20 protein-coding genes are annotated in these 20,475 nt (G+C 38.7%); 19 read left to right on the top strand and 1 reads right to left on the bottom strand.

Features of this window, described 5'->3' with window-relative positions; translation table 11 throughout:
- Positions 1-469: 469 nt before the first annotated feature.
- The 12 genes from NAG76_20150 (at position 470) to NAG76_20095 (ending at position 12,561) form a co-directional block, all read left to right on the top strand.
- Positions 470-2,326: an ABC transporter ATP-binding protein/permease gene (locus NAG76_20150; GenBank protein ID URN94109.1), complete on the top strand. Its 1,857-nt coding sequence runs from the start codon at positions 470-472 to the stop codon at positions 2,324-2,326.
- The gene (locus NAG76_20145; protein URN94108.1) at positions 2,316-4,136 is read left to right on the top strand and encodes an ABC transporter ATP-binding protein/permease; all 1,821 of its coding nucleotides are present in this window, start codon (positions 2,316-2,318) and stop codon (positions 4,134-4,136) included. The genes NAG76_20150 and NAG76_20145 overlap by 11 nt, the downstream gene beginning before the upstream one ends.
- A 530-nt stretch (positions 4,137-4,666) precedes the next feature.
- Positions 4,667-5,809 (top strand): SEC-C metal-binding domain-containing protein, encoded by a 1,143-nt coding sequence (locus NAG76_20140; protein URN94107.1) that lies wholly within the window; start codon positions 4,667-4,669, stop codon positions 5,807-5,809.
- A gap of 210 nt (positions 5,810-6,019) precedes the next feature.
- A complete protein-coding gene (locus NAG76_20135) occupies positions 6,020-7,195 on the top strand; it encodes a hypothetical protein (GenBank protein URN94106.1) in 1,176 nt (391 codons plus the stop codon).
- Positions 7,196-7,248: 53 nt separating this feature from the next.
- Entirely contained in the window at positions 7,249-7,755 is a 507-nt protein-coding gene (locus NAG76_20130) for a gamma carbonic anhydrase family protein (GenBank protein ID URN94105.1), read from the top strand.
- Between the two features lie 22 nt (positions 7,756-7,777).
- Complete coding sequence (locus NAG76_20125) at positions 7,778-7,957, top strand: IDEAL domain-containing protein (GenBank protein ID URN96893.1); 180 nt, start codon at positions 7,778-7,780, stop codon at positions 7,955-7,957.
- Between the two features lie 228 nt (positions 7,958-8,185).
- Positions 8,186-8,608 carry a YpiF family protein gene (locus NAG76_20120; GenBank protein ID URN94104.1) on the top strand — a complete coding sequence of 141 codons (423 nt, stop codon included), beginning with the start codon at positions 8,186-8,188 and terminating at the stop codon, positions 8,606-8,608.
- A gap of 240 nt (positions 8,609-8,848) precedes the next feature.
- Positions 8,849-9,379: a ubiquinol-cytochrome c reductase iron-sulfur subunit gene (locus NAG76_20115; GenBank protein URN94103.1), complete on the top strand. Its 531-nt coding sequence runs from the start codon at positions 8,849-8,851 to the stop codon at positions 9,377-9,379.
- Positions 9,380-9,394: 15 nt separating this feature from the next.
- A complete protein-coding gene (locus NAG76_20110) occupies positions 9,395-10,066 on the top strand; it encodes a cytochrome b6 (GenBank protein ID URN94102.1) in 672 nt (223 codons plus the stop codon).
- Between the two features lie 19 nt (positions 10,067-10,085).
- Positions 10,086-10,946, top strand: a complete 861-nt coding sequence (locus NAG76_20105) for a c-type cytochrome (GenBank protein ID URN94101.1) — start codon at positions 10,086-10,088, stop codon at positions 10,944-10,946.
- 56 nt (positions 10,947-11,002) lie between these two features.
- Positions 11,003-11,641 (top strand): DUF1405 domain-containing protein, encoded by a 639-nt coding sequence (locus NAG76_20100; protein ID URN94100.1) that lies wholly within the window; start codon positions 11,003-11,005, stop codon positions 11,639-11,641.
- A gap of 44 nt (positions 11,642-11,685) precedes the next feature.
- Positions 11,686-12,561 (top strand): sporulation protein YpjB, encoded by an 876-nt coding sequence (locus tag NAG76_20095; GenBank protein URN94099.1) that lies wholly within the window; start codon positions 11,686-11,688, stop codon positions 12,559-12,561.
- 23 nt (positions 12,562-12,584) lie between these two features.
- On the opposite strand, the gene NAG76_20090 is transcribed toward NAG76_20095, so the two are convergent.
- A complete protein-coding gene (locus NAG76_20090) occupies positions 12,585-13,454 on the bottom strand; it encodes a YitT family protein (protein URN94098.1) in 870 nt (289 codons plus the stop codon).
- Positions 13,455-13,588: 134 nt separating this feature from the next.
- Here NAG76_20090 and NAG76_20085 point away from each other — a divergent pair, with 134 nt between their 5' ends.
- The 7 genes from NAG76_20085 (at position 13,589) to NAG76_20055 (ending at position 20,248) form a co-directional block, all read left to right on the top strand.
- Positions 13,589-13,939, top strand: coding sequence for a nucleotide pyrophosphohydrolase (locus NAG76_20085; GenBank protein URN94097.1), 351 nt, complete (start codon positions 13,589-13,591; stop codon positions 13,937-13,939).
- A complete protein-coding gene (gene dapB, locus NAG76_20080; GenBank protein URN94096.1) occupies positions 13,936-14,733 on the top strand; it encodes a 4-hydroxy-tetrahydrodipicolinate reductase in 798 nt (265 codons plus the stop codon). The genes NAG76_20085 and dapB overlap by 4 nt, the downstream gene beginning before the upstream one ends.
- Positions 14,734-14,769: 36 nt before the next feature.
- Entirely contained in the window at positions 14,770-15,192 is a 423-nt protein-coding gene (gene mgsA / locus NAG76_20075; protein ID URN94095.1) for a methylglyoxal synthase, read from the top strand.
- On the top strand, positions 15,189-15,884 hold the full coding sequence (gene bshB1, locus NAG76_20070) for a bacillithiol biosynthesis deacetylase BshB1 (protein URN96892.1): 696 nt from the start codon (positions 15,189-15,191) through the stop codon (positions 15,882-15,884). The genes mgsA and bshB1 overlap by 4 nt, the downstream gene beginning before the upstream one ends.
- 922 nt (positions 15,885-16,806) lie before the next feature.
- Positions 16,807-17,979, top strand: coding sequence for an N-acetyl-alpha-D-glucosaminyl L-malate synthase BshA (gene bshA, locus NAG76_20065; protein URN94094.1), 1,173 nt, complete (start codon positions 16,807-16,809; stop codon positions 17,977-17,979).
- Positions 17,980-17,996: 17 nt separating this feature from the next.
- On the top strand, positions 17,997-19,268 hold the full coding sequence (locus tag NAG76_20060; GenBank protein URN94093.1) for a CCA tRNA nucleotidyltransferase: 1,272 nt from the start codon (positions 17,997-17,999) through the stop codon (positions 19,266-19,268).
- The gene (locus tag NAG76_20055; protein URN94092.1) at positions 19,265-20,248 is read left to right on the top strand and encodes a biotin--[acetyl-CoA-carboxylase] ligase; all 984 of its coding nucleotides are present in this window, start codon (positions 19,265-19,267) and stop codon (positions 20,246-20,248) included. The genes NAG76_20060 and NAG76_20055 overlap by 4 nt, the downstream gene beginning before the upstream one ends.
- Positions 20,249-20,475 lie beyond the last annotated feature (227 nt).

Genomic DNA, 20,475 nt, shown 5'->3' with positions numbered 1-20,475 from the left:
TCTTATCCCTAGAATGAAAAAGTAACCCCGCCTCCATTATAAAATTTCCATAGTCTACCTCGACAATCCTTCCTTCGTATATAGCTGAATTGACGCGTCTCAAATCCTTAGGCTGTATACTAGCTTTCCTAAACTTATTTCTGAGTAGTTTCAATAAAACATACTTAATCTTCTAATATGATTGGAGTGATGTGCTAAACGAAGAAGAAATATAAGCATTTTCCGAAACGTCAATAAATGAGATTATGGAACTGCTGGTCTATCTCCAATGACTGATAGTGTTGGATTCGTAACTCACCTAATGTCTATACCTTTTTTATGTTTTTGTTTATAAATTACAATACATATAATTTCTGGGGTTGTTTTCCATTATTCCTTGTAGTAAATTTTGAATTACTAATTATTGGGTGAAGCTTTTTTTCAAAAGGCTGATTGAATGCTATTAACGATACAGGGGGAAGGAACGATCTTGCAGAAGCTAAGCCAAACATTTCAACATATTAAAGTCAATATCGCCAACAACTTATTTATGTTCAAATTAGCATGGAGTATACATCCGCAGAGAGTGGTGGCTGAATTTGCAGTTCAAGCCGGCAGACAGCTTGCTAATGTATTTTTTACCGTATATTTCATGAAGTACATCATTGAGTCCATATCAATCGGAAGGGATTTTCAGCAAATTGTCTATTTCATAATACTGACTTTGGTTTTGCTATTCGCATTAGTCTTGCTGGATAATTGGTATGATTATCGCTTCAGACCTTTAAGCGATCTCAAGTTATATGAGAAGCTGTATCTCATTCTTTTTCGCAAAGCTGCAACCGTGGAATTGAAGTGCTTTGAGGATCATGAATTTTATAACAAATATACGAAAGCCATTCAAGAAGCGGATATACGAGTAAGTGCTGTTCTTGCCAATCTCTCAAGAATTATATTCGTAACGCTTGCAACGATTAGTATATTTGCCGTGATGTACGCCATAGATCCGTGGGTGGTATGGTTTGCTTTATTGCCGATTATCGGCAACTTTTATTTTGGAAAAAAACTGAACCGAATTCAGTTCCAGCAAAATGATGAGCGGGTCCCCTACCAAAGAAAAATGGACTATGTAAACCGTGTCATTTATTTATCGCACTTTGCCAAGGAAATCCGGTTGTCCCGCATTTTTTCAGTACTGAGAAACACGTATATTGAAGGGTATGATGGCGTCATTTCTGTCGTTCATAAGTATAGAGTAAAGGCGGGAGTAATTTCCTTTTTCAAAATATTTACTACCTTCACGCTCATATTCCAAGGGGTTTTGCTGTACGGTGCTTATCTAGCAATTGTTAAGCAATCGATTTCTATCAGCTCCTTTATCGTTCTTGGGAGCGCAATGGTTGGTGGCGCCTGGTCGCTCATCCGGCTGTCTGATAGTTTTGTAGAGATCAACAAGAACGGCATTTACATCGAAAATTTAAAAACTTTTTTAAGCTATGTTTCCGAAATCCAGGAGCATGCCGATCCAGACAAACCAATTGCGCCGCCGATACAGCAATTAGCATTTCGGAAGCTTCAATTTACGTATGATGGAGCAGAAAGACCCTCTATTCGCCATATTACAATGGAAGTGAATAAGAACGAGAAAATTGCTCTTGTTGGCCACAATGGAGCAGGTAAATCTACGTTAATCAAGCTCATGATGCGATTGTACGATCCTACGGAGGGAGAAATATTGTTAAACGGCCGCAATATAAAAGAGTTCGATCTCATGTCCTATCGCTCACTGTATGGTACCGTATTTCAAGATTTTAAGATTTTCTCGATGACGATTGCAGAGAATGTGCTTATGCGTGATGTAGATACCGAAGAAGACCGCCAGCTCGTCATAAATGCGCTCAAGAAGAGCAGAGTATACGATAAGGTAGCCACTTTGCCGGAGGGAATAGATACGATGCTTACGAAGGAGTTTGATGAACAAGGAGTAGTTTTATCAGGTGGCGAGTTTCAAAAGATTGCGATCGCGCGCATTTTTGCGCAACAGGCCGAACTGCTCATTCTTGATGAGCCTACAAGCGCACTCGACCCGATTGCGGAATTTGAGATTTTTGAAAGTATGATGGAAGCCTGCAAGGATAAAGCCGTTGTCATTATTTCTCACCGCATGTCATCCGCTATGCTGGCAGATCGAATTTATTACATGGAGAATGGCGAAATCCAAGAGTCTGGTTCACACATGGAATTGATGCAGCTGCAGGGAAAATATGCGGAGTTATTCTTAAAGCAAGCAGAAAAGTATATGGATCAAGAAGAGTTGGCTGAGGTGGTGAATCTGCATGAAGCCTAATAAGCATAGCTTTAATCGGGTCCTTAAAAATAATTGGTTTGTATTGAAGTACGGGCTGCGCTATTCCCGAAAATATATCATTTTTACATGCTTGTATGCATGCTTGCAGGAAATCGAAATTTTTATTGAGCATGTCCTATTGATTAAGTTCGTGTTCGACAGCGTTCAATATGGAACTTCTTTTTCTACGGTTGCCTTATATATTGGATTAACAATTCTGTTTATCGCAATCTGCTTTGTACTGGACAGTATTTACTACCAGAGCGTTGAACCTAAAGGAAAAGAATTGCTGTATCAAAAGATAAGGATGGATCTCTACGAAAAAGCCATTAGTACCGATTTGGCGAATTATGACGATCCTGTTTTTTATAATGATTATGTGTGGAGCGCCAATGATGCTCATAATCGAATAGATGCTACGATAAACAACATCAGAACAATTTGCAGATCTGTTACGGTTATTATAACCTCTATAAGCTTTTTCCTGTTCGTTGACAAGCTCGGTCTGCTGTTTGTGCTAGTGTCCTTCATTTTAACTCTAATTGTCAGCATGATCACCAATAAAATCGGGTACAAAATGAGGATGGAGCTTAACGAAAAGGATCGTAAACGAATCTATTTGAAGCGGTTGTTTTACTTGGCTGATTATGCAAAGGAATTAAGACTTTATTCCATCAAGGAGAAATTTTTCAGAAATTTTTCTGATACACATAAAGAGATGAACGGAATCGTCCAAAAACATTCGAAAAAGCAGTTCTGGTTAAACTTTTCCTCAGAGTATTTTTTTAATGAGTTGATTTTGAGCGGATTGTACGTCGTTTATGTTGTGTTTATGACGTTAGTGAAAGGAACGTTAAGTTTTGGAAGCGCGGTTACGCTGCTTAATTCATCCTGGCGTTTAAAAGGCAATTTGCAATATATGACAACGCTTATCAGCCAGATGCAAGAAAACAGCCTCTATATTGAGAAATTAAGAAGCTTCCTGGATCAAAAGAACGGTCTGATAGAAGCTGAAGATCCTATACCTGTGCCGAATAAGTTTATTGGATTAACTCTAAGAGAGTTATCATTCCAATATGGTCAATCCGGGCCGCCAATCCTCAAAAACGTTAATTTAAACATCAAGCCTGGAGAAAAAATTGCAATCGTTGGCTACAATGGTGCGGGAAAAACGACATTGACTAAGCTGATCATGCGTCTATACGATGCAAGCTCGGGAGAAATTCGTTTAAATGGGATACCAATCGATCAATTGAAGCTAGACGATTACCGTATGAAGATTAGCTCCGTGTTTCAGGATCATCAGTTGTTCGCTGCTACGCTTTCTCAAAACGTCGTCATGAACCATGCTGCATCAGGAGATTCCTATCTGATAAGAGAAGCGCTTGAGAAAAGTGGTTTTGGCAATAAGCTGCAATCTTTGCGACTAGGGACCGAGACTTCCGTTACTAAGGAATTTGACGATGCCGGAATCGAGTTATCTGGCGGAGAGGCTCAGAAGGTAGCGATCGCAAGAGTATTCGCTAAGCCGACTCTTCTAATTATATTAGACGAGCCTTCCAGCGCATTGGACCCTATGAGTGAATACCATTTGAATCAAGTCATGTTAGAGAAGGCAGAAGATAGACCGATCATTTTCATTTCCCATCGCTTATCGACTACCAAAATGGCGGATCGCATTCTCATGATGGAAAATGGTCAAATCATTGAGCAAGGTTCACACGAAGAGCTTATGAGAATAGATGGGAAATACGCTCAAATGTTTAACCTTCAGGCGTCCAGATATCGCGTGGTCGTTGGGACTTCTTAACGGATGATGTGTTGAAGCAGGAGAGCGGTTGAACGATATCTGGCTTCCCTCGTTCCCAATGAAGTGGTCGATGCGCGGTTATTTTTAATGAACAAAAAAAAGTGTACTGGAAGTACAACCGTTAAATGCATTATTTGAGTCCAAATTATACGTTTTACAAGAATTCTGAAGGGGAACGTTAGCTGAATAAACCGCCTGCAGTGAACTGTACCTCCAAAAGTTAGATTCATGGTGTCTAACTTTAAGGGGTCACTTCACACGTAGGGCGGTTTTCTTCAGGTTGAAAATCAATATTAAATGATAGCTCTAACGTGCATCGAACTTTATTGAAATTGTTAAAGATGGCAAATTGTCTGACCTAGGTTGAAGCGATAATTACTAACTAATCTAGCGAAATAAAGCTTCTTAATGATCTATTCACTCAGTTTCAAATGATTGGAAATTATGAAGGATTGTTGTGCTGATTTGTAATTTACGGTATCATATAATTTTGGACACGTTATTACGAATGAGAAATGAGGCTTTTAAAAATGTCAGTAGCTACAGAGAATGCTGCACGCGCTCAAGGGAGTCAAGTGTTTCATTTGCACCATGCGCTTGAAGGTTTGTCTAAAGATTTATTGACAAGCATACGTAAGCATGCTGCTATCAAAAATGTTAGTAAGTTAAATAGAGAGCAACTTAAGCAAACGATTATCGAGCAATTACCTAGTGCTTATGAGTTAGAATTATCTTCGTTACTAGAACTATTCGATGAAGAGAGAGTACAGCTCCTTCAAGAGGTTGTTCGTCGTAAAGGAATTATTCCTTTTAATGAACAATTGACACAACAACAGCTTCAATATTGGTTGGAATTGGGGTTGCTCTTCCATACCGAAGTAAATGGACAAGATGTTGTTGCAATGCCGAATGAACTTGTAATTGTAGTAGATGATCACTTGCGAAAATTAGATCATAAAAAAGTTGCTTTGAATAGTAGTTTAATTAATACGGTGAAAGGCATGATGTATTACTACGGTGCTCTAACACATGAACAAGTTAGTAATAACCTTGCTAGATATGCAGTTTTCAACCAAATTGAAGTTCCACTCATGCATATTATTATTAACTATCGACATTATCATAATGATCTAGGTTTGAATGAACAGTATGTACATCATGCTGCAATTCCTGATCCAACACTAATTGTGAAAGAACATAACCAACGTCCAGAATTGGATTTTGCGTACTTCACAGCTTTAGATTTGAATAAAGCGGGAGGCGAGCGTTATACTCAAAGAACGCAAGCGCATCAACTTCTAGTTGAGTTTTTAATGAAGCAATTCAAAGTACAACAACTTGATGCTAATCTTATTGCAGATCAAGCAGAATTCGGAATTCGTGCTGGACTACAACTTCAAGATTTGGTTGAATATATGAAGCGCGAGTTAATCATTCAAGACGAACAAACATTGAATTTATTGTTACCGCGTCTAGTAATTATGTACAACCATACAGCTCAATGGTTCTTGAAAGGTCATAACTCTGCTAGCTTAAATAGTAACGGCGAGCAAAGTGATGTTGCACAACAACCACAACAATCTCAAGTAACTACAGCTCCACAAATAGGGCGTAATGATCCTTGCTATTGTGGTAGTGGTAAGAAATTCAAGAAATGTTGTATTAATAAATAATATAAGATACTAGGGCAATCCAAGTTCACTCATTAACAGTGAACTTGGATTGTTTTTTAGTTGTGTATAAAGAGGTTGAAATTTCATTAGCAAAGTTCTATAAACAATTTAATTTCTAAAGTATGAAATGAGTAAAAATAGTAATACTAGAAACTATAAACTAGAAGTTTGGATCAACGTAGTTACAATGTTTGCGAGAAAGGAGTTCCAATGAATTTATCAGATATGCTTAGCTATGCCGATATTACTCAACTCACAAGAATAGCTTCAGTGTATGGTTGTGAGTGTAATGGAAATTCAAAGCATGAATTAATTCAGTCCATTCTAGCAACGGTACATAGACGTGATGTCATTAAAGAGAAATTAGCAAAAATGGAGTTAGAGGAATTGAGGTTTGTCAATTACTTATTGTTTGAAACTAGGAAATCCTATAGTTTGGAAGATTTACTAGCAAGAGTACAACAGTGCAGGTTTCCAGCTTTGAATGAAGTGCAGAATACGAATACCTCAGTCGCAGAAGAGAAGAAAAAGAAAGTAAAACCAAAAAAGGCAACAAAGCAACAAGTTATTGAATTAACACCACGTGAAATTATTGCAAAATTCAAACAGCAAGGTTGGTTGTTCAACGGATACGCTGGCAATGACCGATATTTGTTCCATGTTCCGCAAGATTTGAAGGAACGATTCAAAATTACTTTAGCCGAAGTATTGTCGGTAGCAATTGAGCGCGGAACGCAGCCATCGATCTATCGAGAAGAAGGTGGTCAGTTACTACTTGATCTGAAAGTGATGCTCAATTATATAGCGACTTATAAACCGAATGTTGCTCTTGATGGAACGATGCACAGAAGATTTGTTATTCAGTTGAATGAACTATTTGCAATACAAGAAGAGATGCCGGGTAAAGGTGCTTGGAAATTTGGATACGGTAAAGGATTTGGTGAATATCCAGATCGTATGGCATTCATGTACGATTATTGTTTCTCCAAAGGATGGTTATGTATCGATGGTGATACTGTAGACATAACTAAAACAGGAGAAATTGCAAAAGACAGTATAGGTAATCAAGAGATGCAATCCATTATCTCACATTGGCTAAAGTTGTATAAGGGAGCAATTCCCAATATTAACTCGCTCTATTATTGGATTTGTAGTTTATCTAAAGACTGGACTACAATAAAATCTTTTGAAGCTGTACTTGAACCATACATAAAGCCGTATTATTTTGATTCGGCTGGAGCGATATTGCATAAACGGATTGTGAAAATGCTACTGCACTTTGGATTAATCGCAATTGGTGAATCGGAGCAAGGTATCGTAATTAAGAGATCAGTCTTCGGATACAAAATGGTTGAGAGTTTGCAAACGGGTAACAATAAACATTGACAATCGCCTACCTCATTGTTAGAATTTCTCTAATTTATGAGGGGGATGATGGTATGCTGTTGCCGTATAAAGGTATTATGCCAACGATTGGCGGAGAAGTATTTATTGCTGAAGGTGCGAAAGTAATTGGAGATGTTTCAATTGGTCAACAAAGCACGATCTGGTATAATGCTGTACTTCGTGGTGATTTAGCTCCAATTCAAATTGGTGATCGCTGTAATATACAAGACGGTGTTGTTGGACATGTGAATGCACGACAACCGCTTATTTTGGAAGATGAAGTATCTGTTGGGCACGCAGCGATCATCCACGGATGTTTAATTGGGAGAGGAAGTTTAATCGGCATGGGGGCTATTGTACTTAACGGTGCAGAAATTGGTGAATATGCTTTAATAGGTGCAGGTGCTGTCATTACGGAAAATAAAAAAATCCCGCCCTATACATTATCACTTGGAACTCCAGCTAAAGTTGTTCGTGAGTTAACGGAAGATGATCTTGATAGAATGAAAAGAACAATGGAAAGCTATGTAACTAAAGGATATGAGTATAGGAATGTATAGCACCGTTATGGAGGTGTTACCTATCGACAAGATGAATGTAAAATACGAAGCGATGTTAGGATTAACAGCTGAGATGATATTAGATGATGCTCTAAAAAGTTATCAGCGCAATAAGTTGGAAACGGGGATAGATGAAGCACTTGCAACAGGTGATGAACATTTATTCTACGAACTTAGTAGTCAATTGAAGCAATTAGAATAGTGTAATGATATTGGCCTTCGGATGCTATAGCAATCGGAGGCTTTCTTATGTAATATATTAGGAGTAGTCCAAAAAACAGACTTTGATAACGATGATTGGCTTCGTAGCATATTCGACATCGAATATGAAGTGAACTTGAGAAGTCCGGGCCGCGTGTACCAATAACGTACAATTGCGTTTCCTCCTTCCTCAAGTAGGACTTGATCTCAGTTACAGGAGGGACAGACATTGAAGTTTAGTGAAATAGAACAGGAGCAGTGGGAAGAACTTAAGCCTTATCTCGATACATGTTTGCTACCGATAACTGGATTAGACGGTAGTGAAACTCCTGTTGAAACAACAATAGCATTAGAAAATCTAAGAGATATTATGGATTTAGTAGAGTTACCTTTCAAGGGTAGAGTTGTTACCTATCCAGCTTGCCATTATATTAGTCATAATCCATCCGCTCATTCGCAAATTTCGGCATTTTGTAGCGCTCTCAAAGCTCAAGGTTTTAAGTATATCATCCTTATTACGGCAAAATTACATACTGAGTTTCAAATAAATGAAGCAGACTTGTGGATTACTCCAACAGAAAATGGTGAAAACCCTTCCGCGGAACAAGTGAATTTACAAATTCGTGAACTGTGGCGTCACAATAATTCATAAATAATTTGTTAAAAATGTATGAAATGGCTTATAATAGGGGAAAACAATCCCGATAGAATGCTAAATGTGACAAATTGACAACAAATTAATGAACGAAATTTCCTAATTGTCGCAAATGTCCTGTCAAATTCTTGACGGTATTTGGTAGCTAGGCTATTATAATTATGTCCTAGTTCGTCATGCGGTTTTGCTTTTGAGCAATACGGAAGAATTGGTTGGCAAAGGGGGTTAGAACAGAAAATGAGTAACCATGAACAACATGATTCGGAGCATCAACCGGTTCAACGCAAAGATATGTCCCGGCGTCAGTTTTTATCATACACGCTTGGCGGTACAACTGCCTTCATGGTAGGTGGTGCAGTGTTACCGATGGTTCGCTTTGCAGTTGATCCTTTATTGGCTAAAGGTAGCGAGAGCACGTTAGTAAAAGTATTAGATGAAAATAAAGTTACCACTGAGCCGCAAGAAGTAAGATTCAAAGTACACCAAGTAGATGCTTGGTATGAAAGTGAAACTGAGAAGGTAGCTTGGATTTCCAAGGATGCTGCCAATACAGTTTTTGCACTTTCTCCGATTTGTAAGCATTTAGGTTGTACAGTAGCATGGAATACACATGGAAAAAGTGAATATGACTGTCCATGTCATGATGCACGTTATTCCAAAGACGGCAAAAATCTTGCCGTAGCGAATTCACCATTGGATGAGTATGAAGTTGTTGTAAAAGATGGCGTCGTTTATCTTGGCGGCATAATTCCAAACACTAGAGCATAGGAGGGCGTATGTTAGATGTTTAAAAATATATACAATTGGATTGACGAACGTCTTGATATTACGCCGCTATGGAGAGATGTTGCTGACCACGAAGTTCCAGAACACGTTAACCCAGCGCATCACTTCTCAGCATTCGTATATTGCTTTGGTGGTCTTACGTTCTTCATCACGGTTATTCAGATTTTGTCTGGTATGTTCTTAACAATGTATTATGTTCCAGATATTGTTCACGCTTATGCAAGTGTTGACTACTTACAACACCAAATTCCATTTGGTAACATTGTTCGTGGTATGCATCACTTCGGGGCGAGTTTAGTAATTGTTATGATGTTCTTACATACACTACGAGTATTCTTTACAGGTTCTTATAAAGCACCTCGTGAGATGAACTGGGTAGTCGGAATGCTTATCTTCTTTATTATGTTAGGTCTTGGTTTCACTGGATATCTACTTCCTTGGGACAATAAAGCTTACTACGCAACAAAAGTAGGGGTAGAAATTGCCGCTTCTGTACCAATAATCGGTGAATATATCGCTAAGATTTTATATGGTGGTGACATCGTAGGTGCGCGAACATTGACAACATTCTTTGCAGTTCACGTATTCTTCTTACCAGGTGCACTAATTGCAATGCTAGCTGCCCACTTTATTATGATCCGTAAACAAGGTATTTCTGGTCCACTATAAGCGAAGGGAGGCTACAATTATGGCACATGGTCATAAATCGAATGAGAAAGTCGTATATGTTGGTGATTCGCGCGTAAAACGTACGAATATGGATTTCACGCCACCAGACTATACAGCTTTTCCAGGTAAATCGGAAGCCTTCATTCCTAACTTTCTTCTGAAAGAGTGGATGGTAGGTTGCGTTGTGTTAGTTGGTTTTCTAGTATGGGTAATGTCTGAAGCAGCTCCACTTGGCTACCCAGCAGATCCTACCAATGCATCGTTTATTCCGATGCCAGACTGGTATTTCTTATTCTTATACCAATTTTTGAAATATCCTTATGTATCACAACAATATGTATTAATTGGAACACTAATTATTCCAGCGATTATGTTCGGTGGTTTACTATTAGCACCATTCCTTGATACAGGTAAAGAGCGTCGTTTCTATCGCCGCCCTATCGCTTCTTCTCTAATGATATTATCGCTTGTGGCAGTTACTTATCTTACAGTTGTTTCTTGGTCTCATTACCAACATCAACTTGAGGAAAAAGGAATGACACCGGAGCATCATGTTCGTGCTGAGAAAGCGAAAGAAGCATATGAAAAAGGTGAACCACGTCCTAATCCGCTGAAAGCAGCAAAAGTTCCAGCTATTATTGAAGCGGAAGATCCTGCGATGGCTGTATATCAATCTCAATGTATTGGTTGTCACGCTGCAGATCTAAACGGTCAAGTAGGACCTTCGTTACTTGGTATCGGTAACTCTAAGTCTGTAGAAGAGATACATGATATCATTGCTAATGGTAAAGATCAGATGCCAGCATTTGCGGGTGATTTAACCGACGAGGAATTGGATCAACTAGCAACTTGGTTATCCAAACAAACGCAAGAGAAGTAATCTTTTAAGACCTGATCGCAAGTTGCGATCAGGTTTTTTTTGAAAGGAATATACTCATGAGAATCAAATGGTTTTTCAGTAAGTCTTTTTTAATGAATCGCAATTTTTTATGGCCGCTATTCCTTATTAATTTGTTAGGAACGATATATGGCTATATTTGGTATGATAGTCAATTGCAATGGACAATTGCCAACTATGAGAATTGGCGTTGGTTGTTAGTATTTGTACCTGATTCACCGACGGCTAGTCTTTTTTTCACTATTGCTGTTCTGTACATGCTATATCCACCCAAAGGAACTTCTCGATTCGTTCGCTGGAGTCGAACTATTATCGAATCACTTGCAGTAGTTTGTTCAGTGAAGTATGGAGTTTGGGCTACAGCAATAATTATTGCGGGGGCAACACAAGGTGAGCCGCTTGAATGGCAAAGCTATATGCTTATGACATCACATCTAGCGATGGCGTTTGAGGCACTATTATATGTAAGATTCATGCGTGTAAGTGGCGTTTCACTAACTATTGCAACAGGTTGGTTATTACTTAACGATACGTTAGATTATCACTATGGCATCTATCCATTTCTGCCAAGAGCATTACATGATAGTGTAACCGAAGTGAAATGGTTCACGATAGGTTTATCGCTAGCTAGTTTATTAGTAGGCTATATTGTGTGGAAAAAGAAAATACGGTCATAACTTGTCCACCCCCCCCATATGATAGTAATAGGGGGGTTGCTTTTATGAAATTTAAAATAATTTTATTAGCGCTGTTTTGTAGCATATGTTTATTGTATTCTGGAGCTTCTGTGTTAGGATATTCCGGTGTAGATCGAACAAGCGATATGATGGATTCTTCCTATACTCGTTTGTTGAAATTAGATCAATCAATTTCCGAACTATATGCTCAAGGGAATGAGTCTCATAAGCAAGCAGCCTATAAAACTTTACAAAATATAAAGAAACAACTCAATAATACTGAGTTATTACGATATGGAACAGTTACGGCTTGGAAGCAAATGAAGCAGGATGTACTGACGATCGAACAAGCAATTATTAATAATGAGCCCAATGTCGTTTGGAGAGAGCCAATTAGTTCGTTATTATTAGCCAGTGATGCACTCTTGCAAGATGAACATGGACCTTGGCTTCAATATGAGTCTGTTCTGTTAGATGACCTTCGTTCTATAAAAACAACAAGTGCATCAACGATATCTAATAACAAGAAGACGAATGCTGTCATTGCTCAATTAACTATTTTTGGGCAACGAGTTGATCGCATGCAAACAGCAGCCTATATGGTTGGGGATGAAATGCGAATGACAGAATTGCAACTGCGTTCAGACCAGTTGAATCGATTTTTTAAAGATGGAACTCAAGTAACATGGACACCGCAGGAGTTTAAGGAAATAGAAACAGCAATTTCTAACATAGAAGAGACGATCCATACTTTATTTGCACAAGCAGAAGAGACGATCACTGTTCCAGTTGTGAGCGCCTCAAGTGGGTGGAATCCAACGACGTTAGCATTGTTAATCGGTGCTCTTATCTCGGGTTTGTTAACATTTACAGCATACCGTAAATACAAGCAAGCACCATATGGAGTGAAAAAAGTATAATCGAAGTCAATAAAATTCAGTTTTTATTCTTCTTCCTTAAAACCTTCTCCAAGCACATCTTGCACTTCATGAATAACGATAAATGCGATAGGGTCGATATTGCGTATAAGTTGCTTCAGACGATGAGTCTCGGAGCGCGGTACGACGCAATAGACGACCTTTTTGTCTTTTCCTGAATATGCGCCTAATGCGGGTACTAGAGTCACTCCTCTTTCAAGTTCGATTGAAATGTGATGGGCAATTTCATCTCCGCGATCTGTAATTATGGAGAATGCTTTCGCGGTATAAGCACCATTTTGAATGAAATCAATCATTTTTGAGGCAATGAAAACCATTACTAACGTATATAAAATTTTATCTAGTGAAATGTAGAATACGGAAACACCAATTATAATTGCATCGAACACTAATATGATTTGCCCCATGCTATAACCACGCCAACGAGACAATATGCGGGCGACAATGTCGATGCCACCAGTAGTTCCGCCATAACGAAATACAATGCCGAGCCCAGCCCCAAGTGTTACCCCAGCATAGAGAACGATAAGCATAGAGTCATAGCTTTGATCGAATGCTATAAGGTAGCCTCGATGAGATACATATTCTAATAAAGCGAGAAATATGGAGAGCATTACTGAGCCAAAAATTGTATATATCATCTTTTTTCGACCGAGTATTTTCCAGCCGACTAGAAATAGAGGGATATTGATAATCAGTGTTGTTATAGACATAGGAAGGCTAAAAATATAATTCAAGAGTACAGCTATACCTGTAACTCCACCCTCCATTAGTTGATTAGGAATAACAAAAACTTGCAAACCAAACGCATATAAGGCAGCTCCTATTGTAATAGGGATTAACTGTTTTATCGAGGTATTTATTTTATATGGCATATGAATCAATCCTTTTCACGCAGTTTGTTGTCAAGCATTAGTATGCCTTACTTTCTCTCGCAAAAAACATTGTTTTATTAATACTGATACGGTAACATATAAGGGAATGGTTCTTGAAGAAGGGGCGTATGAAAATGGCTGAGAAATCATTAGCACAACTACAGCGTGAAGTCGATGATTACATATCACAATTCAAGGAAGGTTATTTTAGCCCTCTCGCTTTGGTTGCCAGACTTGCTGAAGAAGTTGGGGAACTTGCTAGAGAAGTTAACCATACTTACGGTGAAAAGCCTAAAAAACATGATGAAGCAGATAATTCTATCGAGTTAGAACTTGCGGATATTTTGTTCATATTGAATTGCTTTGCCAATTCATTGAACATTGATCTTACAACTGCTCATGATAAAGTTATGCATAAATTTAATACAAGAGATGCAAATAGATGGACAAAAATTGATTCTGGGAATAAGGGAGAACAACAATGACAATAAAAGTTGCAGTAATAGGCGCAAGTGGTCGTATGGGGAAAGAAGTTGTGAAAATGGTGTTAGCAGATGAACAATTGCAATTGGTATCTGCTGTTGCTCCTTCTTTCGAAGGTCAAGATGCAGGTCGTATTGTAGGTGCTGAGTTGACGGGAGTAACCGTTGTTTCTACTTTAGAAGAAGCATTAAGCTCTACAAAAGCAGATGTTATGGTTGATTTTACTATTCCACAGCTTGCATATGAACATGCTAAACTTGCAATAGAGTACGGTGTTCGCCCTATTATGGGGACTACAGGATTCACTCCCGAACAAATTGCGGAATTAGAGCTACTTTGTAAAGATAAAGGTATAGGTGGATTAATTGCCCCTAACTTCTCAATTGGTGCTATACTAATGATGAAATTTGCTCAAGAAGCAGCTAAATATATGCCGCATGTAGAAATTATTGAGTACCATGGAGATCAAAAATTAGATGCTCCGTCTGGTACATCTATTAAAACCGCTGAATTGATTGCTCAAACTCGTCAGGAGTTACGTCAAGGAAATCCTAATGAGCATGAGACTATCGAAGGTGCACGTGGAGGATATTATGAAGGTTTCCGTATACATAGTGTACGCTTACCTGGCGTTTTTGCTCAACAAGAAGTTATTTTTGGAGGAAATGGGCAGACGCTAAAAATTCGTCATGATTCTTATGATCGTGCTGGATATATGCCTGGTGTCAACGTGGCAGTCAAAAAAGTTATGCAATATGTAGGATTAGTATATGGATTCGAACATATTATGGATTAGCACTCAATTATACTACTGCCAAAGAGGAGAATCTTAATGTTAAACATTGCTTTTATCGCACATGATAGAAAAAAAGACGAAATGGTTAATTTCGTAATTGCTTATGAACATGTATTTTTACCACATAAATTATATTCAACGGGTACTACTGGTCAACGTATTATGGAGCAAACAGAATTACAAATTACTCGTTTCTGTTCGGGTCCACTTGGTGGAGATCAACAAATTGGTGCTTTAGTAGCTCAAAACTACATGGATCTTATTATTTTCATGCGTGATCCACTTATGGCACAACCTCACGAACCGGATATAACGGCTTTACTTCGTCTATGTGATGTACAGGGTATTCCTGTTGCAACAAATATAGCGACTGCTGAGTTATTAGTAAAAGCTGTTGAGCGAGGAGACTTCTCTTGGAGAGAACTTGTACATAAATACAAGCCGGGAGTGGACGAATAATGCAACAGCTAGACATATTAGTTTTCGGTGCACACCCAGACGATGCAGAAATCGGAATGGGTGGCACGATTATGAAACATGTTCAAGCAGGTTATAATGTTGGTATATGTGATTTGACGAAAGCGGAGATGTCTTCTAATGGCACCGTGGAGCTAAGGCAGCAAGAAGCTGCCATGGCCTCCGCGGTGCTTGGTCTATCTGCACGTACTTGTCTAGGGTTGCCAGATCGTGGGTTACTACTAGTTAAGGAACAGATCGATCAAGTAGTATCTCAAATTCGCCAATATCGTCCGCGAATTGTATTTGCTCCATATTGGGAAGATCGACATCCTGATCATGTTGCTTGTAGCAAAATGGTTGAGGAAGCGGTATTCAATGCGAAACTTCGTAACTACATGCCAGAACTACCTGCTTGGAAAGTTGATCAAGTGTATTTCTACTATATTAATGATGTGAGCAATGTATCGTTTGCTATTGATATTAGTGAACAACAAGCTAATAAAGAGAAAGCTTTACGATGCTATGCCTCACAATTTGATACATCTGCAACAGCTGATGCAGTAAGTACGCCTTTAACGAATCGCTATATAGAGTCAGTTCAGTACCGCGATGCATTGCTTGCACAAGCACAAGGTTGGAGGTTTGCGGAAGGTTTTGCAACAAAAAAACCATTCCCTGTAGAGGTAGTTTAAAACGATCGACTGTGATCACGATGTTTATACGTTGTAGCGTAGTCGGCGTCGAAGATGACATTCATCGGAAGCCTGTGATGCTCGTGTACCACTAACGTACACTCCGCTTCTCGTTTCCTAGCTTCATGTTATCTTCTTGGTGCTGACAGCCGATCGTTTTAAACCTCTATTATAAGCTTCGACCTTTGTCCGCTTGTGTACGCTAGCGTACACGTTGCTTGGTAATACTGACAGATGAATATGTGAACCTCTATTATAAGCTTCGAGCGTTTGTCCGCTTGTGTACGCTAGCGTACACGTTGCTTGGTATTGCTGACAGATGAATATGTGAACCTCTATAATAAGCTTCGACCTTTGTCCGCTTGTGTACGCTAGCGTACACGTTGCTTGGTAATGCGGACAGATGAATATGTGAACCTCTATAATAAGCTTCGAGCGTTTGCCCGCTTGTGTACGCTAGCGTACATGTTGCTTGGTAATGCGGACAGATAAATATGTGAACCTCTATTATAAGCTTCGAGCGTTTGCCCGCTTGTGTACGCTAGCGTACACGTTGCTTGGTAACGCTGATAGATGAATATGTGAACCTCTATAATAAGCTTCGAGCGTTTGTCCGCTTGTGTACGCTAGTGTACACGTTGCTTGGTGATGCTGATAGATGAATATGTGAACCTCTATAATAAGCTTCGATCTTTGTTCACTTGTGTACACAAGTGAACACGTTGCTTGGTGATGCTCTTGTAGTCGTAATCAGTACTCAGCTTTGAAAAGAATGAAATGTACTCAAATTCATTAGAAAAACTAAATAAAACTTTACAAGATATGAATTCACAAGATAAGTTAAGGTAAATCAGTAGTAATGAATACTGAAATTCAAACATATGTAAAGTACATAGTTAGGAACACAGGAGGTGCGTCGCCGTTGGCGCGTAAACTAAAGATAGGAATTACATGTTATCCAACACTTGGCGGTTCAGGTGTTGTTGCAACCGAGTTAGGGAAATTACTTGCTGAAAAAGGACATGAAATTCATTTTATTACACATAGTATCCCTTTTCGTTTAGGAAAGTTTCATAAAAATATATATTTCCATGAAGTAGAAGTGAATGATTATTATGTATTCCGGTACCCACCATACGATCTAAGTTTAGCAAGTAAAATGGCTCAAGTAGCTAAGATGCAAAATCTTGATATTTTGCACGTACATTACGCCGTTCCTCATGCTGTATGTGCGTTTCTTGCGAAGCAAATGCTTAATAACGGTATGAAGACGGTAACTACGTTACATGGAACAGATATTACGGTGCTGGCTCAAGATGAGTCACTTAAAGATTTGATTCGGTTAGCGATTCATCAAAGTGATGCGGTTACAGCCGTTTCACAAGATCTGATTAAAGAGACGCGCCAATTGCTTGATATTACAACTCCGATTGAATTAACATATAATTTTGTAGACAAACGCATTTATTATCCTAGAGATGTATCTACATTACGAAATGATTATGCAGCACCGAATGAAAAGATTTTGATGCATATTTCAAATTTCCGACCTGTAAAACGAGTTTCTGATGTTGTGGATATATTTGCAAAAGTATCACAACAAATACCTACTAAATTATTGTTAGTAGGAGAAGGTCCTGAATTAACGAAAATTCAATGTAAAATAAATAATCTTGGACTTGAAGATAAAGTGCTGTTCCTTGGCAAACAAGAGGATGTAGCGCAAATTATTTCATTAGCTGATGTATTATTATTGCCATCTGAGAAAGAAAGTTTTGGACTTGTCGCGCTTGAGGCAATGGCTTGTGGTGTTCCGACGATTGGTTCGAATGCAGGTGGTATTCCAGAACTTGTAACTCATGGTGAAACTGGTTATCTCTCTGATATCGGCGATGTTGATTCAATGGCTGATAATGCACTACAGTTATTACGTGACGAGAAGTTGCATGAGCAATTCAAAGCTGCTTGTATTAAGCGAGCACAAGAAGATTTCTGTAATGATCGCATTACGTATGAATATGAAAGTATTTATTATAAAGTGTTAGGTTTGGAGTCGGAAATTGAGCCGCTTCCCGCTGATATTTGTCTCTCCTAACCAATTAGGTGGTTATTATGAAGAACCAACTTCAGAAAAGAAACATTCAGCCTGCATTAGTTGAAGCTTGTCTTATATTAGATAAACTTCAACATGCAGGTTTTACTGCATACATCGTTGGTGGTGCAGTTAGAGATACAATGGTAGAGCGTATTATATCGGACGTTGATATTGCTACAAGTGCTACTCCTGATCAAGTGATGACTGTATTCGAACGCTGTATCCCTACAGGACTGCAACATGGCACAGTGACTGTATTACAATCTGGTCAAAGTTATGAAGTTACTACTTATCGTGCAGAAGACCAATATGAGGATCACCGTCGACCACAATCGGTTAATTTTGTGAAGGATATCTATGAAGATTTACAACGACGAGATTTTACAATGAACGCAATGGCGTTAGATCGTGACTTTGTACTTCATGATCCATTCGGAGGTTTTTCAGATTTAAAGAACGGTCAATTACGTTGTGTTGGTAGAAGTGATGAACGTTTTGAAGAAGATGCATTGCGAATGCTACGTGCGGTAAGGTTTAGTACAACCTATGAATTAACTCCTGTACTTTCCTTATGGAGGGCTATTTCGAAGCAAGCTTCATTGTTATCTTTTATTGCTATGGAAAGAGTTAGTTATGAAGTTTCCCGAATGCTTCAGTATCCATCATTTCTTAGAGGTGTACGACTACTTCAGAGAACTGGTTTGTTATTACATACGAAAGAACAATTATTGCTTGCGAGAAGTTGGCAGAAAGTAAATATTACACAATTTATTACGTTGGATACGAAAACGCTAACTCATATTAACGCTAGATGGTCAGCGTTGTTTCTTATAGCGAATTTATCAGCTGAACAGACAGCAAGTGATCTACGAGCTCTTAAATTCTCCAATGAGCAACGTGCAACGATTGTTGCTAGCCTATCAATTCAAGAATCGGTAATGCGAATCAACATGGAAGACGAACATTTATTGCAAAATGAGTGGATAGATTTATTATTAACTCATCCATTAAGTAATCTTGAATTATGGCTTTACCAACTTGCTCCTATCTTTGCACCTAATCTATATGAGAAGTTGACAACAATTCATCAATTACTGTATATCCATTCTATTAAGGAACTTTGCATCAAAGGTAATGACCTAATGAAATGGAGTGGACAACCTTCGGGTGCTTGGGTAAAGGAACAATTGGCTTATATTATGAAACAGGTAGCCCTCGGTCAATTGGAAAATGACCGAGGTACTATACAGATTGATTTCAACAAAAGATACGGGGTGAACAATTCATGAATTCGACGACACAATCACCATTATTACAAATGTTATTAGAACATCCACAGCAGTATGTTTCGGGAGAAATGATTAGTCAACAACTAGGAATTAGTCGAACAGCGGTTTGGAAGCAAATCAAAAAGTTAGAAGCTTTGGGCTATGAGATTGAAGCAGTTACGAAGCTAGGTTACCGACTGATCTATGAACCAGTCGCTATTGACCATAATAAGTTACAACATCATTTTCAAGGCAAACGACTAGGATCTATTATTCATCATTATGATGCGATTGATTCAACACAAATTATTGCGAAGCAATTAGCGGAAGATGGTGCTGAGGAAGGGACAGTCGTCATCGCTGAACAACAAAATAAAGGAAAAGGCAGACTTGGTCGCCATTGGCATTCTCCGTACGGTAAAGGGATATGGATGAGCGTAGTGTTACGACCACACACACCAATCCAATTAGCACCACAATTGACATTGCTAACAGCTGTTGCCCTTTGTCGCGCGATTCGTTACTACTCAGGTTTAGAAATCGGAATTAAATGGCCGAATGATTTATTATATCAAGGAAAAAAAATAAGCGGGATTTTATTGGAATCAAGTAGTGAAGATCAGATGTTGAAATATGTCATTGCCGGAATCGGTATAGATGCTAATCTTTCAGCACAAGACTATGATGAACAATTACAACATAAAGCGACTTCATTGCGCTTAATTATGGGAAAAGTAATTGATCGCACCGAACTCATTCAATTATTTTTGTCAGAGTGGGAAATGTTAATGGCAATATACGAACAGGATGGCTTCAGTAATATTGCGAAGTTATGGGAAGCTAATGCAATTTCTCTAGGTCACAAAGTGAGTCTTACGACGCCAACCGAAACATTTATAGGGACTCCTTTACGACTAACGGATGCAGGTTCTATCGTGGTTCAACTTGATGATGGGACGGAGAAAGAGATATACTCCGCAGAAATGGGCGAGGTTAAATGAAGTTCAAAAAATGGACTTTGATAACGATGTAACTCGTTGTAGCTTAGTCGACATCGAATATGAAGGGAATTTAGGAAAGTACGGTTCGCGTGTACCAACTACGTACACTTGCGCTTCCGCCTTTCGAAAATTAACTACATCTTCTTGGTTCTGAAAGCCCACTTTTTGAACTCTCATTAAAAGGGAAATTCAAAAAGCGGACTTTGATAACGATGTAACTCGTTGTA

It is taken from the genome of Candidatus Pristimantibacillus lignocellulolyticus, from assembly GCA_023639215.1.
GTDB classification, from domain to species: domain Bacteria; phylum Bacillota; class Bacilli; order Paenibacillales; family Paenibacillaceae; genus Pristimantibacillus; species Pristimantibacillus lignocellulolyticus.
Note: the sequence above shows the minus strand (reverse complement) of the source record. Positions and strands in the feature narration are given on the sequence as shown.

Coding starts and splice junctions, on each gene's coding strand:
- NAG76_20135 (URN94106.1), top strand. CDS start 6,020: ATGAATTTATCAGATATGCTTAGCTATGCCGATATTACTCAACTCACA.
- NAG76_20130 (URN94105.1), top strand. CDS start 7,249: ATGCTGTTGCCGTATAAAGGTATTATGCCAACGATTGGCGGAGAAGTA.
- NAG76_20105 (URN94101.1), top strand. CDS start 10,086: ATGGCACATGGTCATAAATCGAATGAGAAAGTCGTATATGTTGGTGAT.
- NAG76_20060 (URN94093.1), top strand. CDS start 17,997: ATGAAGAACCAACTTCAGAAAAGAAACATTCAGCCTGCATTAGTTGAA.
- NAG76_20090 (URN94098.1), bottom strand. CDS start 13,454: ATGCCATATAAAATAAATACCTCGATAAAACAGTTAATCCCTATTACA.
- dapB (URN94096.1), top strand. CDS start 13,936: ATGACAATAAAAGTTGCAGTAATAGGCGCAAGTGGTCGTATGGGGAAA.
- NAG76_20055 (URN94092.1), top strand. CDS start 19,265: ATGAATTCGACGACACAATCACCATTATTACAAATGTTATTAGAACAT.
- NAG76_20145 (URN94108.1), top strand. CDS start 2,316: ATGAAGCCTAATAAGCATAGCTTTAATCGGGTCCTTAAAAATAATTGG.
- NAG76_20110 (URN94102.1), top strand. CDS start 9,395: ATGTTTAAAAATATATACAATTGGATTGACGAACGTCTTGATATTACG.
- NAG76_20085 (URN94097.1), top strand. CDS start 13,589: ATGGCTGAGAAATCATTAGCACAACTACAGCGTGAAGTCGATGATTAC.
- NAG76_20100 (URN94100.1), top strand. CDS start 11,003: ATGAGAATCAAATGGTTTTTCAGTAAGTCTTTTTTAATGAATCGCAAT.
- NAG76_20095 (URN94099.1), top strand. CDS start 11,686: ATGAAATTTAAAATAATTTTATTAGCGCTGTTTTGTAGCATATGTTTA.
- mgsA (URN94095.1), top strand. CDS start 14,770: ATGTTAAACATTGCTTTTATCGCACATGATAGAAAAAAAGACGAAATG.
- NAG76_20115 (URN94103.1), top strand. CDS start 8,849: ATGAGTAACCATGAACAACATGATTCGGAGCATCAACCGGTTCAACGC.
- NAG76_20140 (URN94107.1), top strand. CDS start 4,667: ATGTCAGTAGCTACAGAGAATGCTGCACGCGCTCAAGGGAGTCAAGTG.